We start from the raw sequence: 24,884 nt of genomic DNA on the forward strand, positions 1-24,884 counted from the left end.
AACTGATGGCAGTAATATTAACAGCCTTGTCCCTACGCTACCTTATCAATAACTGACTGCCACGATACGATTCACTCTTAATGTCATAAAATATCGGCTCTAAATCATCTTCCATGTCATGTCGTTTTCACTCAAACGGTGATAATTGAGCTGAGGATAAGCAGACAAATCTAGCGTCTGTAAGTTATTTAGCGCGGTTAACAATGCCTCATAATACGGCGCAAGCATGGCAAACTGTGCCGGTGTAGTGTGCTGTACATTCAACAAGCACTTATCTTCTAAATTTTGACTGGCCTGACGTAATTGCGGCACACCCGTGTAGCGACTGCCGCCCAATATACGGTGGGCAATTTGCGCCAGTGTGCTACGGTCACGGGCTTCCCACGCTTGGGTGAGTGCTTGTTTTTCATCATTGATAGTATCGAGCATCATAATGATCAGCTTGGCTGCCAGATCAGGTTTGTTCGCTGAACGAGTAAGGGCATCTTGCCAGTTCAAAATGTTCGTATTATCACCATCACTGACGCTTAGATGGCTGGTTTCTTGGTAATACATCTGTTGTGCAGTATTCGCTGCTGCTTGTTCACTACTCAAGCCATCTACAGGATTTTGTGAGGGATACAGTAAGGGTGCTTGTCCCTGTTTATGCGAGCGTAAACTCTCATAGCGCGGCTGGGTTTCACGCGGTGTTTCGCGTCTATAATCTTCACGAGGCTGACTGTCTCGTAAATAATCATCACGGATTTTCTTTAATGATAACGGTCGAGTGATTTTTTGTTGATTGATCTTATTAGAAGCATTATTACGAATACTCTCATCACCTTTAATCATAGGATAAGTTATCGTAGAATCTGAAGGCCATGTCGAATACGCTTCAGCATTCACATCTTCAAAACCACCATTTACTGAGCTATCAAGTGGCGAGTCGCTTTCTGCTAAGTGGGTAGCCTGCAAACCCGTGCTATGTGCATGAGCACTAGAGGCTGTCGTCGTACGCCCAAGCCATTTTTGTAGCACTTGCAACAACTGAGGCTGACTAATGGGCTTGCCGACATAGTCATTAATACCACTAGCGATAAGTTTGTCTCGCTCATCAGCTAAACCATGTGCCGTCAACGCGATGATAGGAATATGGCTATCAGAATTTTCAATACTACGGATTTGCCTAGCCGCCTCATGCCCTGACATACGTGGCATCTGAATATCCATAAATATTAAATCAATACTATTTTTGTCCTGAGTGCTATTTTTGTCTTCGGTAGACTCTTCAGCGTGAAGCATATTATTCGATTTTTTATTTACTTCATCGCGGGTTTCAGCTTTAGAGATTTGAGTTTTATTCGACAGACTTTGTTTATCACTCTTCGTAGTTTTGATGTTTTTGGTTTGCTGTTTACTGATAATCTCTATGGCATCAAAACCGCTACTCGCGGTCATTACCTGAATACCAAGCTCGCTAAGCAAGGCATCAAGCACCAGCAGGTTAGGCAGATGGTCATCAACGGCCAGTACCGTTACCCCTTTCCAACGCGGTTCTTGCAAGTTTTTTGGCATACTACGATTTTGCGTATCGAGCATGGCGTAGAGCTGTCTTTTATCCAATGGCTCATACAATATATTGGCTTGATAACGGTTCAATAGTGCTTGGTCGGCAGCCACTTGATAGCCAAATACCGCAAGCTTGCCTTGATAATGTAGACGAATTTGTTTGAGTAGCGCCATCATATCGTCCTGGGTATCATCGTCAACGATGACCCAATCCCAATAGTTGCCGCGCTCTTTTAATGATTCAAGTACTCCTGGTAGCGAGTTGGCCTGAGTCAATTTAATCGGTAAATATTGCAAGCTGGCTTTAAGCACTTGAATAGACGCCGTATGATTAATCCATATCAAAACGTTAAATTCATCGGTATCACTCGCCAGCGGCGCCAATACTGGTAGCTCAATCGTCTGACCGGTGGCAGCTTCCAAAACATCCACGTGTGCTGGCATGCGAAACCAGAATGTGGCCCCTTGATTGGCGATGTTTTCTTGAGCGTTATCATGAAAACCAATATCCCCGCCCATCAGACGGGTTAATTGCTTGGAGATGACCAAGCCCAATCCTGTGCCACCATATTGACGAGTGATTGATGGGTCACCTTGACTGAAGCTTTGAAACAGCATTTTTTGATCGGCTAGAGAGATGCCTTTGCCGCTATCTTGCACGCTAATCATCAAGTAATTGTCTCGGTAGTCATCCAAGCTAACGCGCACCACCACATCTCCGCTATCGGTGAATTTAATCGCATTACCCACGATATTGGTCAGTACTTGCTTGAGGCGCAGGGCATCACCATTGATACGCATTGGCACATCGTTATAAAACAACACCGCCATGCGCAAACCCTTTTCTGCTGACACCGGTGAGAGCATATCGACCACGTCATAAATGGTGTCATAAAGGTCAAACTCATGGCGATCGAGTACCAGTTTACCCGCTTCAATCTTGGAAAAATCCAAGACATCATTTACCAACGCTAATAAATGTGCCGATGATTTACGTATGGTTTGCACATATAAATCTTGTTCGGGGTTTAGCTCGCCATGACGTGCAAGTAAGTTAATAAAACCATCAATACTGTTCAATGGTGTGCGCAGCTCATGGCTGATATTGGCCAAAAATGCTGATTTGGCTTGGCTGGTTGAGATTGCCGCATCACGCGCATTTCTGATAGAAATGTTTTGCATTTCCATCTCATCAAAAGCCAAACGCAAATCATCTTCAGTTTGCTCAGCATGGTCTTTTAACTCTTGAAAGCTCCTATGCAGGCGACGCAGCGTTTTGACCAAATCTTGCTGTAATAAATTCAGCTCACCATTTGATTCAACCGGTACGGGCTGGTATAGATTGTCAACATGGGTACGTTGTAATTGCAGACGCAGCTCATAAATTGGTGCGATCCAGCGCTTTGAATAGATATTTAAGCTGAGCAAGAGAATTAAAATAGTGAACAAACCGGTAATCACCAATGCCATGGCAATACGGTAACGCGCAATATAAAGCGGCTCGTTGTCCATATCGACCAATAGCCACAACCTCTGCCCCTCAAACTCTCCCAATATACTGCCATAAGCCGTGCCGATAGCCGTTGGCTGCTGTGATAAGAAGCGCTCTTGTGCATCTATCGATGGCCACGCTTCATCCAATCCATAACCTACTGACGCGAGCACTTGGTTGTTTTCATTGATAATTGCGATACGCTGGACATGTTGCTCGGACTGCATGCGACCGAGTTTATCTTGGATTTCTTCAAGCTTACTTATGGCCGTTAACGCTGTTTTTGGTGTGCCTTCTGCCTCCCTCTCCTCTACAGTGACTTCGCTGTTTGCTTGCTGACGCTCTTGCTTTAAGAGCTCAGGAATCAGCTCGGCAACTGCTGGAGTGTAACGAATGAGCACCGCCTCCGCCAATACCTCTTGCTCTGAATTGCTGGCGCGCATGGTTTCATAAAAGACCAAAATACCACCGACCGCTGCCAACACACAAATTGGCAAAAACACCAATATGATGAGCTGACCATACGCACTGCTGGTATCAAAACGTTTTTTGTATGCCATGCTAGCTTTACTCTCTACTGGGGATTGGGCTATGTATAAATAACGGCGCTAATTGATGACAGCCCCTAAGTCTCTCAACTATTTTAACAGCATTTATAAATATAAATATCGTCATTACCAGGCGTTGCTGATGATTGAGCACCAGTCACAATATCAAATTCAGACGCAATACTAAATATGGCGGCTGCCCACTCATTTACCAAAATCTGTTGATGCCATCAGCGTAGCCAAAAACAAAATGATATAATGATGCAACTTTTTACTTGTCGTCAGATTCTTTTGGTTGCTACAAAAATAAAATGATAGTTAAAATATAAATAAGGATACCTTATGTCCGCTACAGACCTGTTAAACGCCAATTTCATCACTCAAGTCACCGCCCTCGCTGATTGCGTCGGTCAAACGCCGCTGGTCAAGTTACAGCGCCTGCCTGAACAAGAGCAACTGCCTAATGGTACCGCATTACTGGCCAAGCTTGAAGGCAATAATCCAGCAGGTTCTGTCAAGGACCGTCCAGCGTTTAATATGATTTATCAAGCAGAACAGCGCGGTGATATCAAGCCTGGTGACATGTTGATTGAGGCTACTAGCGGCAATACTGGCATTGCTTTGGCGATGGTCGCGGCGATGAGTGGTTATCCAATAACGCTACTGATGCCAACTAACTCAACCCAAGAGCGCAAAGATGCCATGATTGCCTATGGCGCGACGTTAATTGAGGTGGATGAAGGCATGGAAGCCGCCCGCGATTTGGCGCTGCAAATGCAGACCGATGGCAAAGGCATTGTCTTAGACCAATTTAACAATCTTGACAATAGCCAAGCGCATTACCTCACCACAGGGCCTGAGCTATGGGCACAAACTGAGGGCAAAATCACTCATTTTATTAGCTCAATGGGTACCACTGGCACTATTACCGGCGTGTCACGATACCTTAAAGAACAAAACCCTGATATCAAAGTTATCGGCTTGCAACCTGATGAAGAAGCGTCTATTGCCGGTATCCGCCGCTGGCCTGCTGCTTATATGCCAGGTATTTATGATGCGGATTTGGTCGACGAAGTCATGGATGTTGACCAGCATATCGCCGAAGTTTATATGCGCAAACTGGCACAAACGGAGGGCATATTCGCTGGTGTCTCTTCAGGCGCAGCAGCATGGGCAGCGGTGCAAGTGGCTAAAGAAAACCCTGATGCCGTCATCGCCTTTATTGTCTGTGATCGCGGTGATCGTTATTTATCGACCGGTTTGTACAATGTCGATGACAGCATAGAAAACGCAGACAATAAAGCACTGTAACCTCAAAAGCAGCAAGCTTATAAATACTCAGGATTAACTATGTCACAAGCCTTACCATCCGACCCTATATTGGTATTTGATATTGAGACCGTTGCCGATACAGATGCGGCACGTCGTATTTACCCGCAATTGGCTAAGCTTAATGATGCCGATACACTAAGCGCGTTGACGGCGCTACGCATACAGGAAGCGGGACACGACTTTATGCGTTTGCCGCTACAGCGTATCGTTTGTATTTCAGCCTTATATATAAAAGATGGCAAGCTTTCATTGTTTTCGTTGACCGCTGATAAGTTTAGCGAAAAAGACATTCTTGCTAAGTTCTTTCGGGCATTTAGTGACCTAGAAAAACTGCCACAGCTCATCAGTTGGAATGGCTCAGGCTTTGATATTCCTGTGCTGATATATCGTGCGATGCAATATGACCTGTCAGCGCCTTGGCTGTTCGAAGAAGGCGCGCGTATCAAAAATATGCGCTTTGATAACTACGTCAATCGCTTCCACACCCGTCACCTTGATTTGATGGACAGATTTAGCCAATACGGAGCCAGCCGCCGCGAAGCCATGGATGTGGTTGCCAGCTTATACGGTCTACCAGGCAAAACAGATGTCGACGGCAGCATGGTTGGTGATCTGTTTCATAATGGTGACTGGCAAACGCTGTCTATCTATTGTGAGTCTGACGTCATGAATACTTGGCTGATATATTTGCGTTGGTTGCGTTTAACTGGGCAGCTATCCTCAAAAGATTTTGATGCTTGGCAACAGCAAAGCTATGATTACTTAGCAAAATACACCCAAGCGGATGGCAGTGCTCGTCATCAGGCGTTTATTGCTGATTGGTCATCTGCACCCAACTCACAATCAGCAGGGTAGTGAACGTTTTGTTCCATCCTTGTTTTTTAGTATTTATCATTTAATTTATTAAGGCAGGTTTATGCAACCCACCGATTCAAAAACGTCTACAGCGTCTGATGCTACACCGCAAGTAAGCGATACCCAAACCATCACTGTTCCGCCTAATAAGAAAAAGTCTAAACCCTCATCAAAGACGCGTCGTCGTCTAAAAGACGCTGAGCCACTACCCTTTGCTATCGATGGCCTATCGCATGATGGTCGCGGCGTTGCGGTATACGGTAATGGTTTTGGTGTGGACGATGGTCACATCGAGGACAAACATGGCAAAAAAATCTTTGTCAGCTTTGCACTACCTGGTGAAAGCGCCCTAGTTAAAATTACCAATAGTCGTAGCAGCTTTGAAGAAGGCGATGCCATTAGCATCACTGCCAATCCAAATCCTGAGCGTGCCGTACCGCCCTGCCCGCACTTCGGTGTTTGCGGTGGCTGCAATCTACAGCATTGGCAGCCAGATGGCCAAATCAACTTTAAGCAATCTGTGTTGGCTGAAATGCTTATGCACCAAGCCAATGTGGCGCCTGATAACTGGTTAGCACCCGTGGTTGGCGATCGTCTTGGTTATCGTACCAAAGCTCGATTGGGTGTGCGTTATGTCACCAAAAAAGAAACCGCTTTGGTTGGATTTCGCGAGCGCTCAAGTAACTTTTTGGCAGAGCTCAATGAATGCCATATCTTGGACCCACGCATTGGCTTTGAGATTGAGAATTTAAAAGCGCTTATTAGCACGCTAGAAAGTCGTAACAAGATTGCCCAGCTTGAATTGGCCATGGGTGAAGAGATGCCAGAGCTACCCGATGGCAATCAGCCCGTGGCGCTTATCGTGCGAAACCTCGAGCCATTATCAGATGCTGATATTGATAAGCTAAAGACGTTTTTTGCGGCGCGTAACTGGCAGTTGTATTTGCAGTCTAAAGGTGCTGATACTATCCAGCGGATTGCTTTGACCGATGCTGATGATATGAGTCAGCAGTTTGGACGCCTGTATTATCAACTGCCAGAGTACGATTTGACATTTGAATTTATTCCTACCGATTTCACCCAGGTTAATCTGTCTGTGAATCGTCAAATGACCAAGCTTGCTTGTGATTTGTTGGATTTAAAAGCAGGTGAGCGAGTGCTGGATTTATTCAGTGGTTTGGGTAACTTTAGCTTACCGCTAGCGCGACTGGTTGGCGAAACAGGTTCGGTGGTTGGTGTTGAAGGCAGTGAAGCAATGACCGCACGCGCCGCAGACAATGCCCGCCGTAACGGTATTCATAACACCGAATTTTATAGCCAAGATTTGACCCACGACTGTACCGATGAACCTTGGGCCAACCAAGGCTTTGATGCATTATTAATCGATCCACCACGCTCTGGCGCATGGGAAATCATGCAGTATTTACCCAAATTCAACGCTGAGCGTATCGTTTACGTCTCTTGCAATCCAGCAACCCTCGCTCGTGATACCAAAGCATTATTAGAACAAGGCTATCGTTTGACGGATGCGGGCGTGATGGACATGTTCTGTCATACCGGTCATGTCGAATCAATCGCGCGCTTTGAAAAAATCGCCGTTTGATTCTTTACTTTCTCTCAAATTAACGGTTCAGAGTATTAAATAACCGTATTAAAAGCCGCTGACACTCAACCAAAACTTGAGTGTCAGCAGTAGCAATCAATGACGGCTATTTATTCTGATTAACTGTAGACATTACATAGCCTCGCTTGATTTGTTACTGCAACATGAGATAATAATATAAAATTTTACTATCTCTTTTTATTGTTTTTCATTAAGGAAATAGTGAGTATTTACACCCATAGCTTTATATATTTTACGCACGTTTTATAACTGCTAGAAATGGACTTTTTAGCAGTTATACTGTTTTATCGCTGGCACTTTATAGATCTTAAAAACAGATCTTAAAAACAGGTCTTAAAAAACATCAGTCTTGAACTATTTATGAATCTTGAATCATAAGTGTCCACATAATAGATAAAGTTATAATCAATTTAGAATGGCTAAGAGGAGTCGGCTATGGTAAAAATTCGTGAAGGATTACCGCTGGTAGATGGACAGACCACGCAAGCCGACAGTGCCACACTAGCGGCGCAGCTGGTCGCCAGTCAACGTTCCCATCAGTCTGCCAATAGCTATGCCCAAATTCCACTGGATATCAAACATCAATTGGCGACTCATAAGCTACACACTACTTTTGATCGCTCGGCGCACTATGCTTACCATAGTCATGACCCAAACCTTGAAAACGAATATCTAGACAATAAAATCCTCGATGAATCACCCATACTCTCGGAAAAAGAGTTTGAAGCGATTGATTTGGACCAGATAAACATTGATGTCCCTACTTGGTTAGATAACGTCGCCAAGCGGATTGGGCAAGAGTCTGTACCTAACCTGAGCGCTGCCTGTGAATTTATTCGCAGCCATATGAATACTAGCGAATCGGAGCGCTCAGGCGCTTACGTGACTGGTATTGGTATGACCGATATCTTAACTTACCTTTATCAAGATGAAGACGCGCTTGTCGCTGCCATGCTCTATCGTAGTGCGCGCAAATCAATCATAAGTCTGGCTGATATCGAAAAAAAATTCGGCACCGATATATCGACCCTAGTCAAAGATACCTTGGCAATGGGTAAGCTGTCTGAAATTATTGAGAGTAACAAACGCTTAGAAGATCATTTCGTCAATAACCAGCGTGACCAACTGTCCAATATCTATAGCATGCTCATTTCTGTCACTAACGATGTGCGCGTCGTGCTTATTAAGCTGGCTGAGCGTACCTTTGCCATGCGCGAATTAACCTTTTCTAACGAGGAGCGACAAAATCGCGTGGCACGTGAGGTCATGACCATTTATGCCCCATTAGCGCATCGATTGGGTATCGCCCAACTAAAATGGGAGCTTGAAGACTTAGCCTTTCGCTACCTTGCGCCTGAACGCTATAAAGAAATTGCTAAGCTACTATCGGAAAAACGCAGTGAACGCGAGTCCTATATTCAGCGCGTACAAGACAAACTTAACGACGCCTTGGCAGAAGCCGATATTGAAGGTGAAGTCTCAGGACGCGTTAAACATATTTATTCTATTTATCGAAAAATGAAGCAAAAAGGCTTGTCCTTTGATCAGCTTTACGACATTCGTGCTTTACGGGTTTTGGTCAATAATCCTTCGGATTGCTATCATGTTTTGGGCTTGGTACACGGTCTATGGCGTTATATTCCTGAGCAGTTCGATGATTATATTACCAACCCAAAATCTAACGGCTATCGCTCGCTGCATACCGCGGTCATTGCTGAAAACAAATCGCTTGAGGTGCAAATTCGCACTCAAGAAATGCATTTTGAGGCTGAGCTTGGCATGTGCGCCCATGTCAATTACAAAGAAGGCCTAAAAAATAAGAGAGACAACTACCTAAACCAAAGAATCAGCTCATTACGTCAGCTATTGTCTATCAATAACGAAACACGCAATCAACCGCGCTCAACATTATTAACTGGTGAAGAGCTAGAAGAATTAGAGTTTGATGAAGAAGACCAAGTGGTTGATTTCGATGAGCTCGAGCGCATTTATATTTTTAGCCGTGATGGCGATATTACTGAGCTACCAAAGGGCGCGACTGTTCTTGATTTTGCCTATTATGTCCATACCCAAGTTGGTAACCGCGCGCAAGCTGCTCGGGTCAATCAACGCTATGTACCGTTGACCTACCAGCTCAAAACGGGTGAGCAAGTCGAAATTATCACTAAGGCATCACGTGAGCCCAACCGCGATTGGCTGGTTGCATCACTGGGTTATATTCACACCAACCGCGCACGCTCAAAACTGCGTCAATGGTTTAATAAACAAGACCGCGACAAGAACATTGAAATAGGTCGACAGATGCTCAGCAAAGAGCTTGAGCGTTTATCAGTGCACCCCAATAGCATCGATTTAAATGACTATACGCAGCATTTTAATGTCAATAATACCGATGATATTGTTGTGGGCTTGGTCACGGGCGATATTGGTCTTAACCAGCTTACCAGCCATATTTCTCGGCAACTGCATTTAGAACCTGAGAAAACTGAAGAAGATTTTACTCCTAGTATTAACACCAGGGATTCTGGAAAGCTTGACGCCTACAAAATCCATATCGATGGCTTGGATAATATCGAGATTGGTTTAGCAGGCTGCTGCCATCCTGTACACGGTGAGCCAATTTCTGGCTATATCACTTTATCACGTGGCGTTAGCGTACATAATCGCGGCTGCCCAGAATATTTGCGTTTAATTGAACGTGATCCTGAACGCGAAATTGATGCTGCTTGGAAAGTTAAATCAGGTCGCTATCAACCGGTTGACATCCATGTAGAGGCATACGACAGACGCGGGCTACTGCGCGACTTGACCCAAATTATTGATAACGAAAACGTCAATATTCGTCAAGTTGAAACGCTGAGTAACGATGATAATATTGCCTTTTTAAAGTTTCATATTGAAGTTTCAGGGCTGGCACATTTATCCAAGCTATTGGCTAAACTCGAACAGCAGCATGGCATCTTACATGCTCGCCGTGCTGTCGCTTGATTAAAATAATTCGCATTTTTCAAAAACGCCTTTCATTCATAATAGAGTTTTCATAAAAAACACCATGCCTGAATTACCTGAAGTAGAAACAACCAAGACCAGCCTTGAGCCATTATTAGGCCAACAAGTGGCCAATGTAAAAGTATTCCAACCCAAATTACGTTGGTCGATGCCAGATGATTTAAATAGTCTCGTTGGTTACACTTTAGAGAGTGTCAAGCGGCGAGCAAAGTACTTAATACTTAATTTTTTACCAGCAATGGGCGGTAATACCGACTCTTCTAAGCATTTACAGCCAAAACAACTCTTGGTTCATTTAGGTATGTCAGGGAGCTTACAACAGCACAATTACAGTACTGATAAACGCAAACATGATCATTTGGTTATGAGCTTCACTGATGCTGATAATACGAAGACCCAGCTACATTATTATGATCCTAGGCGCTTTGGATCAGTCTTATGGCTTGAAGAATACGGTGATAAACTATTGGGTCATTTAGGACCTGAGCCGTTATCAAAGGAGTTTACTGCTGATTACTTATATCATTTAATCCAGCGTAGCAATAACTCCAATCAAACGCCTGATGACCCTTTAGCCAATAAAGCCAGCACCCGAAAAGCTACCGTCAATAAAACCACTACCAATAAGCAGCCTATCAAACGTGCCATAAAGTCTGTGATTATGGAACAGCAAGTGGTGGTCGGCGTCGGCAATATTTACGCGACTGAAAGCTTATATCTTTCAGGCATTCACCCCGCCACTCCAGCCAATGACGTCTCATATGAGAAAATAGTCATACTGGTCGCTCATATCAAAACTATTTTACAAAAGGCGATAAAACTTGGTGGTTCGACGCTACGTGACTTCACAGTGGCCAGTGGTCAAACAGGCTATTTTCAACAGACGTTGAACGTGTATGGTAGACAAGGAGAAGCTTGTCCACATTGTGATACGGTACTCGATAATATCAAGCTTACTGGAAGAGCCAGTGTTTATTGCCCTAGTTGTCAGCCAATAATCTAAAAACCTTTTTATTTTAGACAATTGCTAGTTACTTTACCTTAGACGCCCTATTCTGGGCGTTCAGCCTCCTGACATACCAGAAAAACAATTGTTCCTAAATATCTTGCATTTTTGTGCTTCAATACACATATTGCACGCATTTTTATTGCTTATTAACGCACATCTTGCTTTAATGGTGCTAGCACTTACATAAATAGTGCATACTGTTTATGTATCTGTAATATTCGCCCTACCTATCGTTGCCGCATTGCTTATATAGAGAAATTATCTCTATGTTGGAGATAGCAACAGCCAGTAATCATACCAATTATGAATTTTAGGATACCGTTATGACTGTTAAAGCCAAGAACCAACGTACAGTTAAGCAAAGCACAGTTAAACAAAGTGTTTTTACTGTTGCCGTAAGCTTAGGTTTGATGGCTGCTAGCATGCAGCCTGCCTTGGCAGCGATAGAGATTGATGAAGCTTTTGGACCTTCTTACGACACGATGGTGGTTGATACCGTGGTTGGTAAGCCTTTACAACTGGTCAGCGCCGTTGCGGGTACTGCAGCTTATATCGTTAGTTTGCCCTTTTCACTGATCGGTGGTAATGCAGATCAAGCTCAGCAAAAGCTGTTCGTTGAACCTTGGGACGCAATGGGCCGCTGCTTAGGTTGTACCGTTGCTGAAGATAACTATTATAAATCTCAAGTTGTTGATAATAATGTAGTGCGCATTGTCGTCGACCAACCCTCGGAGATTTTGATCAATACCAACGACTATGTGGTCGTCACACCTTAAACGTTACTCACTCCATAGGTGTGATATTTAGAAAAATTAAGTAACATACATCTATTAAAGACAAAAACTTATCAATCGACAATAAAAAAGGCTAACTTTGCGTTAGCCTTTTTTATTGCTTTAATTTGGTTAAACCAAACTATTAAGCACCTTTCTTACCACGACCATGACGCTTACGCTCACTTTCAGTCAAATAACGCTTACGTAGACGAATTGCTTTTGGCGTTACTTCAACCAACTCATCATCTTGAATAAATTCAAGTGCTTGCTCAAGCGTGAACTTAACTGCTGGAGTCAGCGTTAACGCTTCATCCGTACCACTAGCACGGACGTTGGTTAGCTGCTTAGCCGTTGTTGGGTTAACCGCCATGTCGTCGTTACGTGAGTTAAGACCGACGATCATACCTTCGTATACTTCGAGCTGTGGTTCAGCAAATAACTTACCGCGCTTCTGTAAGTTAAACAGTGCAAAGCCTAGGCAAACACCTTTTGCCATAGAAACCAATACACCATTGGTTCGGCCGCCAACGTCACCAATTTTCTGTGGGCCATAATGTGAGAAACTTGAGGTCATGATACCCGTACCTGAAGTCAATGTTAGGAACTCAGAGCGGAAGCCAATCAAACCACGGGCTGGTATAGTCGCTTCAATACGCATACGACCTTTACCATCAAGCTCCATATTGGTCATCTCACCTTTACGTAGACCAACCTGCTCCATGATAGAACCTTGATGCTCATCTTCAATATCGAAGACGACATTTTCATACGGTTCTTGTAGTTTACCGTCAATTTCTTTAACGATAACTTCTGGGCCTGAAACACCCATCTCAAAGCCTTCACGGCGCATGTTTTCGATAAGTACAGATAGATGAAGCTCACCACGACCCGATACTTTAAATTTATCTGGAGACTCAGTGTCTTCTACACGTAATGCCACGTTGTGAATCAATTCACGCTCAAGACGCTCACGAATGTTACGCGAGGTCACAAACTTACCATCACGACCAGCAAAAGGTGAGTTATTCACTTGAAAGTTCATAGATACTGTTGGTTCATCAACCGTTAGCGCTGGCAATGCTTCAACATGATTGGGATCACAAATAGTATCAGAGATATTAAGAGAATCAATACCAGTAATACAGATGATATCACCTGCTTGTGCATCCTCTACGTCGATACGATCTAAACCGTGATAGCCCATAATTTTTAAAATACGACCATTACGAGTATTGCCGTTCTTATCAACGACCGTCACTTGAGTATTGGTTTTAACTTTACCACGCTGGATACGACCGATACCAATCACGCCCACAAAGCTATTGTAGTCAAGGCTAGAGATTTGCATACGGAATGGAGCATCAGCATCAACTTGCGGAGGCTGAACCACATCAACGATAGTTTTGAAAAGCGGTGTCATATCATCCGCTAAATTATCAGCTTCTAAACCTGCAATGCCGTTCAATGCTGAGGCATAAACAACGGGGAAATCTAGTTGCTCGTCGGTTGCACCTAGATTGTCAAACAGATCAAAGATTTGATCCATTACCCAATCAGGGCGTGAACCTGGACGGTCAATTTTGTTAATAACAACAATCGGCTTTAGACCTTGCTCGAACGCTTTCTGAGTCACGAAACGAGTTTGAGGCATTGGACCATCAACACCGTCTACTACTAGTAGTACGCAGTCAACCATTGACATAACACGTTCAACCTCACCACCAAAGTCGGCGTGACCTGGAGTGTCGACAATGTTGATACGGTATTCAGTTTCGTCAGTAGTATCTGTCCAGCGGATGGCTGTGTTTTTAGCCAAAATAGTAATACCACGCTCTTGCTCAATATCACCTGAATCCATCGCACGTTCAGCAATGTTTGCACGGTCGTCAAAAGTACCAGATTGATGTAATAATTTATCAACCAAAGTTGTTTTACCGTGGTCAACGTGGGCAATAATTGCAATGTTACGCAGGTGTTTGATATCGTTCGCCATATAAAATGCTCGTTTCGTCTTAAGAAAATGCAGTAGCATTAAGCACCGCTGGATAAACTTTTATCTTCAATCAGGTAGATATTAAATACTTACTTTTAGGCGACTACACAATAGGTGCTGTCGTTTAATTATTTTCAGTATAATCAAACATCTACGCTGATAAATTCATCATACAGATAGCTATGCTAATGTACATTCTGTCAATTTACAGAATGTTTGGGCAGCTAGTATAACATTATTGCTTGATAAATTTATGCAATAACTCACCTTTCTCAATACATAAATAAAAAAAAGCCACCCAATGGGCAGCTTTTTTTGTAACTATATATTTAAAATTATAACTAATGAGCGGTTATTTACTCAACAACCATATCTTTAGTTTGTTCAACAGTCATTGTTTTGTCACCAGTGATGATGGCATAAACACGACGGTTCATAGCGCGACCTTCTTCAGTATCGTTTGGCGCGATTGGGTTGTCATAACCATAACCAACAGTTGATAGACGGTTTGGAGCGATACCGAATTCATTAGTTAGCATAGATTTAACAGCAACGGCACGAGCTTCAGATAGGCGTTGGTTATAACGTGCTGAAGGACCAGTTTTAGAAGCATGACCTTCTACACGTGCTGTAGAGTTTGGATACTCACGCATCTTCTCTGCTACTTTAGCGATTTCTGGTTTGTATTGGTTTTTGATAGCTGATTTATCGTTATCAAAGAATACACGTAGTTCCATTTTCAGCTCATCAGTAATATCTACTGGTACTGGGCAACCGCGCTCATCAACTACAACGTTCATAGGAGTGCCTGGGCATGCATCGATGCTATCAGGTACGCCATCACCGTCAGAATCAAGATCAGATTCCACAACCACTACTGGCGTATCATCAACCATTGGCTCTGCAACTGGTGGTACAGCTACCGTAGGCGCTAAATGACCACCAAGTACAACTTCTAGGCCGGCCAACGCCATGCCTTCCCACCAGTTGTTATCGAAGTTATGAATCGCACGAGCTTCACCACGTAGGCTTAGCGCGTCGTTGATGCGATACATAGCACCTAAACCTAGGTTACCGATAGTATCGGTTGTTTCTGATACTTCAGTACCAGCAGCTATTTCAGTACCAGCTGGAATGCCTTGTAACGCACCCGTGGTTTTATATGATTCTTGGTTCTCTACTTTGATTTTAGACTGACCAGCACCAACCAATACATATGGTTTGAATGCGTTATCAGTATAACCAGTGAATTCTTCCGTACCGATCAAGAAGTTACCAGAAATCATGGTTTGTTCGACGTCAAAGCGGTTAACGCCTGCATCAGCAGAATCTTCAGAAGCTTCGCCATTCGCGCTAGATACACCGTACTCTACTTGAAACTGAGTAGAAGGAGTTAGCTCGATACCTAATGCAGCACCAGTATATAGGCTACTTTCTTTGGCTACGCCACCATTGTTGTTACCACGAGTACCATCACCGATAACATCGCCATTGGCGTTTTCATAAAGGTTTTTACCAGTAGCAAGAAGATCACGTTGATCATCATGAGCTTCACCAGTGTAATGATAACCTAGTAATAATGGGCTGATAGTTACACCAGCATTAGCTGCTAAAGGTGCAGCCGCTACAGCAACAATAGCTAGAGCAATTTTATTCAATTTCATGGACTTCCTCCAAAGGATAATTTTAGTGATGCATTAAGCAAAACCGCTTCTCAAGATGTTCTAAAATAGACATCTTTTACGAATTTGTAAGTGACAAAGCAAAACCAATTAAGGAGTAGCTTAGCGATTATCAATTCAGTTTACAACTTTTTTCGTTAACGAGCTACACATTATTACACGATACTGTCGTAACTAAAACACAATAATCCGCTTAAGTTACCTAGAACTAACACACCTTACGATTTTTATCTTTTGTATGTCAGTTCACAATAGATAGTCAGCCGAGCAATACCTACTGTCTGGACATATTTTAATACATTTAGACATTTTTCTCTATTACTAAAACCTGTCATTCACTAATTGAAACATTTTTTGACAGTAGACATATATTCTGTTTATATTGTATCAGTCAACATTATTTCATACATTACAAAGATAACTGTTGTTACAATTTATCTGTCGCTAGCCAACTTACTCATCATAGGCAATAAGACCTCATGACACTTCTTTATAAGATATTGTTAAGTTATGAAAGGCTATCTAAATTTTCTTTATTCACCCTAACTTTGGTTAGGAATGAGTTCGCGAACAGTAGTAGATCGAGTGTTTATGGTTTTTGGTTCTACTTCCAATGGCTTAGGACACCTAACTCTAGGAAAGAAAAAAGAATACAGATAAGGACTCTTGGGCATAGAGGCAGACAAGGTTTTACGTTGGTTGAACTCATAGTTACTGTCGCTGTATTGGCCATCATAGCAAGTATCGCTACTCCGGCAATTCTAAATCAGTTAGCAAGTATGGAAGCTAAGCGCATCAAAAACCAACTAGAAAGCGCTCTACGTTTAGCAAAAGCAGAAAGTCTTATTAGACGCCAAAACGTGTTGGTTTGTCTATCTAATGCTGCTGGTCGTTGCGATAGAGACAGTGATAAAATACTTTTATTATTTATAGACAGTAATGGTAATAATCACTTTGATGCTCAGGTAGATTTTTTGCTGAGCCAGCAAACTTTAAACTTAAAATACGGCAAGCTGAAATTGCGAGTAGGAAACGAGCGTCATTACACTAAGTTTTGGGGTAATAGTGGCACACCTCGAGGGCATTTTGGCCATATCAAATACTGCCCGATCGCTACTTATAGTCAAGCCATGTATCAAATCTCATTCAACCAGACAGGCATTATTAAACAGAAACTTAATGAAGACCACCCTACCGAGTGTAATAAATAATGCGACGAGTAATAAGGCCTGCCCGAATGCTTAAAATATCGTCAGTTCGATGTAAAAAAGATACCGTGCGACTGGTATTAATTTTTTGCAGCCTCTGTCAGCGTAGACACCGCAAGCAAGAAAAATTAATACCCGTCACGCGTCAAAGAAAATGTATCTTAATTTAGGGGCTGTATAGAATGTATAAAACATAGCTTAAGGTTTTTTGTGCATCGCTTCTTTCATCATAATAACCGCCTGCTCTAACCCTACGAATACAGCATCGGCAATGAGTGCGTGGCCAATGTTTAACTCATAAATGCCTTCAATCTGTGCAATAGCATTGACATTATCACGGGTTAAGCCATGTCCTGCATTAATCAAAAGTTCGCTATTGGTACGTTGCGCAGTAGCAATCGCATGTTTGATGCGTTTTAGCTCGGCACCTTGTGCCGCTCTATTGTCCGCTAAACCTGCTTCAGCGTAAGCACCCGTATGCAGTTCAATGGCATCAGCACCGCAATCTATGGCCGCAGAAACCTGCTTGTCTTCTGGATCAATAAATAAAGAGACCTTAATGCCTGCAGCCTGTAACTTGCTAATATAATCGGTCAGCCAAGCAACTTGTCCTGCGACATCAAGCCCACCTTCTGTCGTTAGCTCTGCGCGTTTTTCGGGGACTAAACATACCCAAAATGGTTTAACTTCGCAGGCAATCACTAGCATCTCAGTCGTCGCTGCCATCTCTAGATTCATTCTAGTCGTCAACTGCCCTGCTATCTCATAGACATCTGAGTCTTGAATATGACGACGGTCCTCACGCAAATGGATAGTGATACCATCGGCACCTGCACGCTCGCACAATAAAGCGGCCTCTAACGGACTGGGATAAATCACCCCACGTGCTTGACGTAAAGTTGCCACGTGATCAATATTCACGCCTAACAAAGGGGTTTGAGAAGTATTTTTAGATGAAGCGAATGAAGAGGTGGTCATAATAAATCCTTTTGATAACAAAACCTATATTTAAAAACAAGCATCCCAGCAGCACTATATTCTTTTAAAAGTGAATCAACTATAACTATAATTTGTCTTTTTTGAAGTAGCTCAACTATAGTGAAGCTATTAGCAAATAACAATTCTATTATTGATAGCGCTGTTGCTGCTGCCATAACAGACGACTTTGTAATGGTTGATAATCAAGTAGATGGTCTATCAGCTGCCGATGAATCCTTGACCAATTATTCAGTGTGGTTTCAGCAATACCCAATTTTGCCATCTCAATAATATCCGCACCTACAAAAAGGCTTTGTCCAGTAGCACTTTCTACATGCTCAGACGGCATATTATTCTGAGAAGTAGGCATAGAGACAGCAACCAAACCCACATCAGGTAAAAAACGATACACACAATCAGCTTCAATGCCATCCTGCATACTGTCATGAGCTAGCGCTAAGGTAAAACCCAACTCGCTAAATAAGTGCTGTTCAAACTGGCGCAAACACAGACGCAATTGATTGGCGCTTAAAGGCTGTCTAAGCTGAATCAGACTTTCTTTATAATGCTGCCACAATACTGGCATCGGGTCTTCAGTAGGTAGGAGACGCCACAGTATTTCATTTAAATACAATGCCGAGTATTGATGTTGGCCCGTGATGTTTTCGTAAGGAGCTGACTCTAGATAAGGCACTGGCTGTAGCAAAGTAGCAGCGTCTTTTGCGGCGCCTGTCTCAATAATATTTTGTGAGGCAATATTAATTTGACTAAAAGTCTTTAAATCACGTTTACCAGTGGCGAAGAGTTGCAATGGCATAAATAAGGGCGCGCCTTTTTTCCCAATACCGTGTATCACCCCATGTTGCTGAGAAAAAAGATAATATAAGGCGCGCTTTTCTTGATAGGGGCGCTGATGCAATAGATAACCGACTAACGCTTCATTACGCATGTGTTATTACCTCAACATTAAGCATCAGTATCGAGCACATAAAAAAGTGATTAAAGCGCTACTTTGCGATTAATACCCTAAACTGGTTAACGCACGCTCGTCATCAGACCAACCGCGCTTCACTTTTACCCATAGTGTCAGCATGATTTTTTTATCAAAGAGCTGCTCCATATCTTTACGAGCATCCATACCAACTTGCTTGATACGTTGACCTTTATCACCGATAACAATGGCTTTTTGGCCACTACGCTCGACATAAATAGTGGCATCAATAAAGGTACAAGCCTTACGTGGACGACCTGTTTTTGGATCGGTATGCGCAGGCTCATCTTTGAACTCGTCAATCTGTACCGTTAAATCATACGGTACTTCATCGCCTGCGCTACGCATGATTTTTTCACGGATAATTTCGCTGGCTAAGAAACGCTCTGAGCGGTCGGTGATTTGCTCAGTATCATAGATAGGTGCGGCAACTGGTAGATGTGAGGCAATCACTTCTTGTAGACGGTCTAGGTTCTGACTTTTTAATGCGGAGACAGGTACAATATCAGCAAAATCGAAACTATCACTAAAGGTTTCAATAAGCGGCAACACGCTGCCCTTATCTTTTAAAGTATCCGCTTTATTAATGACCAATACCACGGTCAAATTTGTCTCGCCGAGTTTCTGCAGGGTCAACAAATCATCGTCACGCCACTGATCTGAGTCAACGACGAATAATACCAAATCAACATCTACTAAGGCAGATACTGCGGCTTTGTTCATGCGCTCATTGATAGCACGCACTTCATTACGGTGAATACCTGGAGTATCTACAAACACAGCCTGCATTTCATGGTTTGATAAAATACCATGAATACGATGGCGAGTGGTTTGTGGCTTACGTGAAGTGATAGATAGTTTTTGACCCAATAAGTGATTCATCAAGGTTGATTTGCCGACGTTTGGACGCCCAACGATGGCCACATAACCTGCCTTAAAATCATCAGCAACATGCCCATGGCTACTAGGGGCAAAAAAATCTTCAATGGCCGTATCGTTTTCTGATGTAATATCTTCTGAATGCGTTATATCATCATTAGTGGTATCTTTATTACCTTGGTTTGGATTCAATTCTGTGTTTTCGGTCATATCGTCGGCATTATCTTCATTATTGGATGGCAAATCAGTACGATTGCTCATAGGGTAATCCTGTAGGGTTTATAACCAGTCAAACGGTGATTAATAAGGCATTGATTGTATCAACACTAAAAAATCGGCACCGTTATTGGCTGGAAAATATTGAGGTCTTAAAATAGGTTGTCAGACTAGAATCATGTTTTGCGCCTAGCTACATATCCGTTATGTGCGCTTTTTAGCTGAATTTGGGAGTTTATGCAATTGATTGATCATCAGCTCAGCGGCTTTTTGTTCAGCGATACGGCGGCTTTCGCCAGATTCAGTAATATCAGCACAGTTATTGATATTAACATGACAACGTACAACAAAGATTTGATGCGGGGCGTTACCTCGGGTTTCCATCAGCTCATAATGAGGCAAGTCAAACTGCTTAGACTGTAGCCATTCTTGCAAGCGACTCTTGGCATCTTTTAGAGCTTTTTGATCATTGACGTTATCAATCAAACTGCCATACCAAGAGAGAACGCAATCGCGAGTAATGTCCATATCTTGGCTGTCTAAATAGATAGCGCCAATCAGAGACTCTACCGCATCCGCCAATATAGACGCACGATTACGACCACCGCTCTTGCGCTCACCTATCCCTAAGATAAGATGATTAGAAAGCTCTAAGTTTTGGGCAATGATAACCAACGACTCTTGCCTGACCAAAGTTGCCCGCATCCGAGTCAAGCGGCCTTCATTTTGGGTAGGATAACGATGGTATAGTGCCTCACCGACAATCATCCCCAATAATGCATCCCCTAAAAACTCTAGACGCTCGTAGTTTTTTTTGCTATCAAACGAGCGATGAGTGAGTGCCAGCTTTGGCAAGCTTAAGTTATTAAACACATAGCCTAACTTACGCGTCAAAATAGCTAACCGCTGAATAAACTCTGAGCTAACAACAAGCGTGTCGCCAGACATGCTGTTTTTTGGGGTAGTAGGAAGCGCTTGGGCGTTCTGCGAAGTTGGTTTCATGCGTGGCTTATGGTTATCCCTTCTGTTTTACTGATTTGGTTAATATCGTCAATTCCATATAAAATCGAATACGGCGTCAGGCTCACTCAGTCTACTATTTGTAGTGCTTGCACTCGCCTTCTTTGTATCCAAATTACTTTAAACAGACTATAGTCGTTAATAACCATATTCATCAATTGGTTTTATAGAAAAATTCAAATTTTAAAGCTGTTTTATGAGTGCTTTAATAGACTCTTAAGCTAATCTATCGTGTCCATATCAATCGCCCCTTCGAAGCGATTAATGATATCAACATTATTAAAAAAATTCTTGGTCACTGCGTATTCTTTATAAATAGCCAGCTGTCCTGTTTTTTTATCAGTAAATGTAAATACGTCCTCTGCCTGAGTATCATAATCAGCATTAATAGATAGCTGTCTGTTGACACGCTCAACGAATTGCTTTGCAGTCTCTTTATTATTGTTCGATTCTTGAAGCTGTGCGCTTAACGTTTTAGTCAATTGATAATCACCAATCTGAGCGGGTACAATCGCGACCACCAGTTTGGCAGCAATGCCCAAAGCGATAATGATTAACACAATGCTCGTCACACTAGCACCGCGCTGCGTAGACAATCCAGATAGGTGCTGCATTATGATGTTCCTCTACGGGTAAATTGCTATTTTGCTAGATATTTTTTAACAGATAGCTGTTTTAATAAATATCTAGCTGCTGGGTAGTCATTTATTAGATAGCAATAATACTAGCACAAAACTATTATCGATAAACCAACCAATAGAGCACTCATAAATTTATCTTTTACAATCTCAATCACTTATAACATTAATCACTTATGCCATTAATCAATACTACCATTGCGCTTGAAGCTCGGTAAATTAAGCCCTGGTGGCTTATGCATCCAGATATAAACCGCCTTACCCGCTAGGTTTTCATCAGGTACAAAACCCCAAAACCTGCCATCAGCACTACGATCACGGTTATCACCCATCACAAAATACTGACCTTCTGGCACATCGATACGCCATTCAGTACCTTCTGAGCTAACCACTTCTGGTGATTGCTGCTGCAAAAATGGCGCGTATTGCGAGCTGTTCATGCCATTTAAGTAGCGAACAAGGTGTTTATTCTCACCTTGAGTTTCTTGAAAATACTGCGCCTCACCTTCCTCTTGCTCACCCATCGCCGCGGCACTTTCTTCTGTTAATACTTGTCCTGGACCAACTTGCCCCGGTAGATACAGCTGCGAAGTCAACTCAGCATTTGCCGCAAAATCGATAGCTTTAGTGTCAACGGCAACATCATTGACTGCAAGTACCCCTTGGTCATAGCTAACAGTATCACCAGGCAAACCGATAACGCGCTTGATATAATAAATGCTAGGATTTTCAGGGTAACGGAACACGGCTACATCACCGTGGTCAGGCTCACCCGTATCCAACACTTTATTGTAAGTCAGCGGTAGTCGCACTCCGTAGGCGTATTTATTCACTGCGATAAAATCGCCTGTATATAAAGTCGGCACCATAGAGGATGAGGGAATATTAAAAGGCTCAATCAAAAACGAGCGCACTATCAATACCACTGCCAATACAGGAAAAAAATCGTAAGCCCAGCGTACCAACAAGCTTTCTTTACCGCGCCCACGGGTTTGACGCTGTTTGAGCGTTAACTTATCTAATAACCAAACAATACCCAAACCTATGGTCAACGGCACTAAAATTAAATTGAAATCAAAATCCATACCAAATTGCCTATTAACGAGCGGCTCATCTCATTACTTGAATGATAAGACCAACTACATTTGACGTATTATATGCAAAATCAAATAAGAGAGATTGTGCTATTAGCTATCAACTTGTAACACGGCTAAGAACGCCTCTTGAGGGATTTCTACGTTACCCACTTGCTTCATACGTTTCTTGCCCGCTTTTTGCTTAGACAATAGTTTTTTCTTACGTGAGACGTCACCACCATAACATTTGGCCAGTACATCTTTACGCATGGCTTTCACTGTGCTGCGGCCAATAATTTGACTGCCAATTGCCGCCTGAATCGCCACGTCAAACATCTGACGCGGAATCAATTCTTTCATCTTGATCACTAGCTGATTACCACGATAACGCGCTTGGTCTTGGTGCACGATCATCGCTAACGCATCAACTTTGTCACCATTAATCAGCACGTCTACCTTGACCAATTTATCAGCTTGATAACGCTCAAAGTTATAATCCAGTGAGGCAAATCCGCGAGACACCGACTTTAGACGGTCAAAGAAATCCATGACCACCTCACCCATCGGAATATCAAATATCAGCTGCACTTGCTTGCCCATAAAGCGCATATCAACCTGTACACCGCGACGCTCGATACATAGCGTCATCACGTTACCCAAGTAGTCTTGTGGCACCAAAATCTGGCAGCGAGCAATCGGCTCGCGGAATTCTTCGATATTGTTAGGCTCAGGCAATCTTGATGGGTTATCCACATAAATCACTTCGCCATCTTTCTTTTCAATCTCATAGATGACCGAGGGCGCCGTGGTGATTAAATCCAAATCATATTCGCGCTCTAAACGCTCTTGGATAATCTCCATGTGCAGCATTCCTAAGAACCCACAACGGAAACCAAATCCTAGCGCATCAGAGGTATCGGGCTCAAAGAATAACGAAGCATCGTTAATCTGTAACTTTTGCAGCGCTTCACGGAATTTTTCAAAATCATTGGCGTCAACGGGGAACATACCCGAATAAACCTGCGGGGTAATTTGCTTAAAACCAGGAATACGATCAACATCAGGTGTTTTGGCAAGCGTAATCGTATCACCAACTGGCGCGCCAGCAATATCTTTAATACCGGCAATAATAAAGCCAACCTCACCCGCCTCTAGAATACCTGTATCTAACGGCTTAGGTGTGAACACGCCAATAGAAGTGACTGGATGAGACTCTTTGGTCGATTTGATATAAATCTTATCGCCTTTTTTGACCGTCCCTTCACGGACGCGCACTAAGGAAACCACCCCTAAATAACTGTCAAACCACGAGTCAATGATGAGCGCTTGGAGCGGCGCATCACGATCACCTGTTGGCGCTGGGATAACTTCAACCAAGGCCTCTAACAGCTTATCGACGCCCAGCCCTGATTTTGCTGAGACACGCGGCGCGTCAATCGCTTCAATACCGATAATGTCTTCAATCTCTTGAATCACACGCTCAGGCTCAACTTGCGGCAAATCAATCTTATTCAGTACCGCCATCACTTCTAAGCCTAGGTCAACGGCGGTATAGCAGTTGGCCACTGACTGCGCCTCAACCCCTTGTGCTGCATCAACGACCAAAAGCGCACCTTCGCAAGCAGCGAGCGAACGTGAAACTTCATAAGAGAAATCGACGTGACCAGGCGTATCAATAAAGTTAAGCTGATAACGCTCACCATTTGGATGGTCATAAAACAAGGTGACCGATTGTGCTTTAATCGTGATACCGCGCTCACGCTCGATATCCATGGAGTCGAGTACTTGCGCCTGCATCTCGCGATCTTGCAAGGCACCGCACATCTGAATAAAACGATCCGCAAGCGTCGACTTGCCATGATCAATGTGGGCAATGATTGAAAAGTTACGAATATTGGCTAATGCAGTCACAAAGCGCCTACTAAATTAAAGGTGATAGAATAATAATAAAAAGAATACTGTCAGGCACACGCAATAAAATCAGTGACCAGCGTTGAAAAGAAGACGGTT

General features: G+C 43.0%; 18 protein-coding genes. 7 read left to right on the forward strand and 11 right to left on the reverse strand.

Annotation, left to right across the window (positions count from 1 at the left end):
* Positions 1-99: 99 nt before the first annotated feature.
* Positions 100-3,600 carry an ATP-binding protein gene (locus EI162_RS00895; protein ID WP_192522547.1) on the reverse strand — a complete coding sequence of 1,167 codons (3,501 nt, stop codon included), beginning with the start codon at positions 3,598-3,600 and terminating at the stop codon, positions 100-102.
* 330 nt (positions 3,601-3,930) lie between these two features.
* Here EI162_RS00895 and cysM point away from each other — a divergent pair, with 330 nt between their 5' ends.
* From cysM to EI162_RS00925, 6 genes are all read left to right on the forward strand, one after another.
* Positions 3,931-4,899, forward strand: coding sequence for a cysteine synthase CysM (gene cysM, locus EI162_RS00900; RefSeq protein ID WP_192522548.1), 969 nt, complete (start codon positions 3,931-3,933; stop codon positions 4,897-4,899).
* Positions 4,900-4,938: 39 nt separating this feature from the next.
* Positions 4,939-5,775 carry a 3'-5' exonuclease gene (locus EI162_RS00905; protein WP_192522549.1) on the forward strand — a complete coding sequence of 279 codons (837 nt, stop codon included), beginning with the start codon at positions 4,939-4,941 and terminating at the stop codon, positions 5,773-5,775.
* Positions 5,776-5,836: 61 nt separating this feature from the next.
* On the forward strand, positions 5,837-7,378 hold the full coding sequence (gene rlmD, locus EI162_RS00910; RefSeq protein WP_192522550.1) for a 23S rRNA (uracil(1939)-C(5))-methyltransferase RlmD: 1,542 nt from the start codon (positions 5,837-5,839) through the stop codon (positions 7,376-7,378).
* Positions 7,379-7,834: 456 nt separating this feature from the next.
* Positions 7,835-10,387 (forward strand): RelA/SpoT family protein, encoded by a 2,553-nt coding sequence (locus tag EI162_RS00915; protein WP_192522551.1) that lies wholly within the window; start codon positions 7,835-7,837, stop codon positions 10,385-10,387.
* A 64-nt stretch (positions 10,388-10,451) separates the two neighbouring features.
* Entirely contained in the window at positions 10,452-11,411 is a 960-nt protein-coding gene (gene mutM / locus EI162_RS00920; protein ID WP_192522552.1) for a bifunctional DNA-formamidopyrimidine glycosylase/DNA-(apurinic or apyrimidinic site) lyase, read from the forward strand.
* Between the two features lie 329 nt (positions 11,412-11,740).
* Entirely contained in the window at positions 11,741-12,193 is a 453-nt protein-coding gene (locus EI162_RS00925; RefSeq protein ID WP_192522553.1) for a hypothetical protein, read from the forward strand.
* A 142-nt stretch (positions 12,194-12,335) separates the two neighbouring features.
* On the opposite strand, the gene typA is transcribed toward EI162_RS00925, so the two are convergent.
* A complete protein-coding gene (typA, locus tag EI162_RS00930) occupies positions 12,336-14,186 on the reverse strand; it encodes a translational GTPase TypA (protein WP_192522554.1) in 1,851 nt (616 codons plus the stop codon).
* Positions 14,187-14,542: 356 nt separating this feature from the next.
* Positions 14,543-15,850: an OmpA family protein gene (locus EI162_RS00935; protein ID WP_192522555.1), complete on the reverse strand. Its 1,308-nt coding sequence runs from the start codon at positions 15,848-15,850 to the stop codon at positions 14,543-14,545.
* Positions 15,851-16,524: 674 nt separating this feature from the next.
* Here EI162_RS00935 and EI162_RS00940 point away from each other — a divergent pair.
* Positions 16,525-17,079 carry a GspH/FimT family pseudopilin gene (locus EI162_RS00940; protein ID WP_318779282.1) on the forward strand — a complete coding sequence of 185 codons (555 nt, stop codon included), beginning with the start codon at positions 16,525-16,527 and terminating at the stop codon, positions 17,077-17,079.
* A 195-nt stretch (positions 17,080-17,274) separates the two neighbouring features.
* On the opposite strand, the gene EI162_RS00945 is transcribed toward EI162_RS00940, so the two are convergent.
* The 8 genes from EI162_RS00945 to lepA all read right to left on the reverse strand — a co-directional run bounded on the left by EI162_RS00945 (position 17,275) and on the right by lepA (position 24,785).
* Entirely contained in the window at positions 17,275-18,054 is a 780-nt protein-coding gene (locus EI162_RS00945; RefSeq protein ID WP_192522557.1) for a pyridoxine 5'-phosphate synthase, read from the reverse strand.
* A complete protein-coding gene (locus tag EI162_RS00950) occupies positions 18,051-18,230 on the reverse strand; it encodes a hypothetical protein (protein ID WP_192522558.1) in 180 nt (59 codons plus the stop codon). The genes EI162_RS00945 and EI162_RS00950 overlap by 4 nt, the downstream gene beginning before the upstream one ends.
* A complete protein-coding gene (gene recO / locus EI162_RS00955; RefSeq protein ID WP_192522559.1) occupies positions 18,203-19,003 on the reverse strand; it encodes a DNA repair protein RecO in 801 nt (266 codons plus the stop codon). Before recO ends, EI162_RS00950 begins: the two co-directional genes overlap by 28 nt.
* A gap of 69 nt (positions 19,004-19,072) precedes the next feature.
* Positions 19,073-20,185 (reverse strand): GTPase Era, encoded by a 1,113-nt coding sequence (gene era / locus EI162_RS00960; RefSeq protein WP_192522560.1) that lies wholly within the window; start codon positions 20,183-20,185, stop codon positions 19,073-19,075.
* 159 nt (positions 20,186-20,344) lie between these two features.
* Positions 20,345-21,142, reverse strand: coding sequence for a ribonuclease III (rnc, locus tag EI162_RS00965; protein WP_192522561.1), 798 nt, complete (start codon positions 21,140-21,142; stop codon positions 20,345-20,347).
* Positions 21,143-21,381: 239 nt separating this feature from the next.
* Positions 21,382-21,774 carry a DUF4845 domain-containing protein gene (locus EI162_RS00970; RefSeq protein ID WP_225735183.1) on the reverse strand — a complete coding sequence of 131 codons (393 nt, stop codon included), beginning with the start codon at positions 21,772-21,774 and terminating at the stop codon, positions 21,382-21,384.
* A gap of 206 nt (positions 21,775-21,980) precedes the next feature.
* Positions 21,981-22,883, reverse strand: coding sequence for a signal peptidase I (gene lepB, locus EI162_RS00975; protein ID WP_192522562.1), 903 nt, complete (start codon positions 22,881-22,883; stop codon positions 21,981-21,983).
* Between the two features lie 102 nt (positions 22,884-22,985).
* The gene (gene lepA, locus EI162_RS00980) at positions 22,986-24,785 is read right to left on the reverse strand and encodes a translation elongation factor 4 (protein ID WP_192522563.1); all 1,800 of its coding nucleotides are present in this window, start codon (positions 24,783-24,785) and stop codon (positions 22,986-22,988) included.
* Positions 24,786-24,884: the final 99 nt, after the last annotated feature.

It is taken from the genome of Psychrobacter sp. FME6 (assembly GCF_014861365.1).
Lineage (GTDB): Bacteria > Pseudomonadota > Gammaproteobacteria > Pseudomonadales > Moraxellaceae > Psychrobacter.

Coding starts and splice junctions, on each gene's coding strand:
- EI162_RS00950 (WP_192522558.1), bottom strand. CDS start 18,230: ATGGCAGCAGCAACAGCGCTATCAATAATAGAATTGTTATTTGCTAAT.
- EI162_RS00915 (WP_192522551.1), top strand. CDS start 7,835: ATGGTAAAAATTCGTGAAGGATTACCGCTGGTAGATGGACAGACCACG.
- EI162_RS00905 (WP_192522549.1), top strand. CDS start 4,939: ATGTCACAAGCCTTACCATCCGACCCTATATTGGTATTTGATATTGAG.
- EI162_RS00925 (WP_192522553.1), top strand. CDS start 11,741: ATGACTGTTAAAGCCAAGAACCAACGTACAGTTAAGCAAAGCACAGTT.
- mutM (WP_192522552.1), top strand. CDS start 10,452: ATGCCTGAATTACCTGAAGTAGAAACAACCAAGACCAGCCTTGAGCCA.
- cysM (WP_192522548.1), top strand. CDS start 3,931: ATGTCCGCTACAGACCTGTTAAACGCCAATTTCATCACTCAAGTCACC.
- lepB (WP_192522562.1), bottom strand. CDS start 22,883: ATGGATTTTGATTTCAATTTAATTTTAGTGCCGTTGACCATAGGTTTG.
- typA (WP_192522554.1), bottom strand. CDS start 14,186: ATGGCGAACGATATCAAACACCTGCGTAACATTGCAATTATTGCCCAC.
- recO (WP_192522559.1), bottom strand. CDS start 19,003: ATGCGTAATGAAGCGTTAGTCGGTTATCTATTGCATCAGCGCCCCTAT.
- era (WP_192522560.1), bottom strand. CDS start 20,185: ATGAGCAATCGTACTGATTTGCCATCCAATAATGAAGATAATGCCGAC.
- rnc (WP_192522561.1), bottom strand. CDS start 21,142: ATGAAACCAACTTCGCAGAACGCCCAAGCGCTTCCTACTACCCCAAAA.
- EI162_RS00945 (WP_192522557.1), bottom strand. CDS start 18,054: ATGACCACCTCTTCATTCGCTTCATCTAAAAATACTTCTCAAACCCCT.
- EI162_RS00935 (WP_192522555.1), bottom strand. CDS start 15,850: ATGAAATTGAATAAAATTGCTCTAGCTATTGTTGCTGTAGCGGCTGCA.
- rlmD (WP_192522550.1), top strand. CDS start 5,837: ATGCAACCCACCGATTCAAAAACGTCTACAGCGTCTGATGCTACACCG.
- EI162_RS00970 (WP_225735183.1), bottom strand. CDS start 21,774: ATGCAGCACCTATCTGGATTGTCTACGCAGCGCGGTGCTAGTGTGACG.
- EI162_RS00895 (WP_192522547.1), bottom strand. CDS start 3,600: ATGGCATACAAAAAACGTTTTGATACCAGCAGTGCGTATGGTCAGCTC.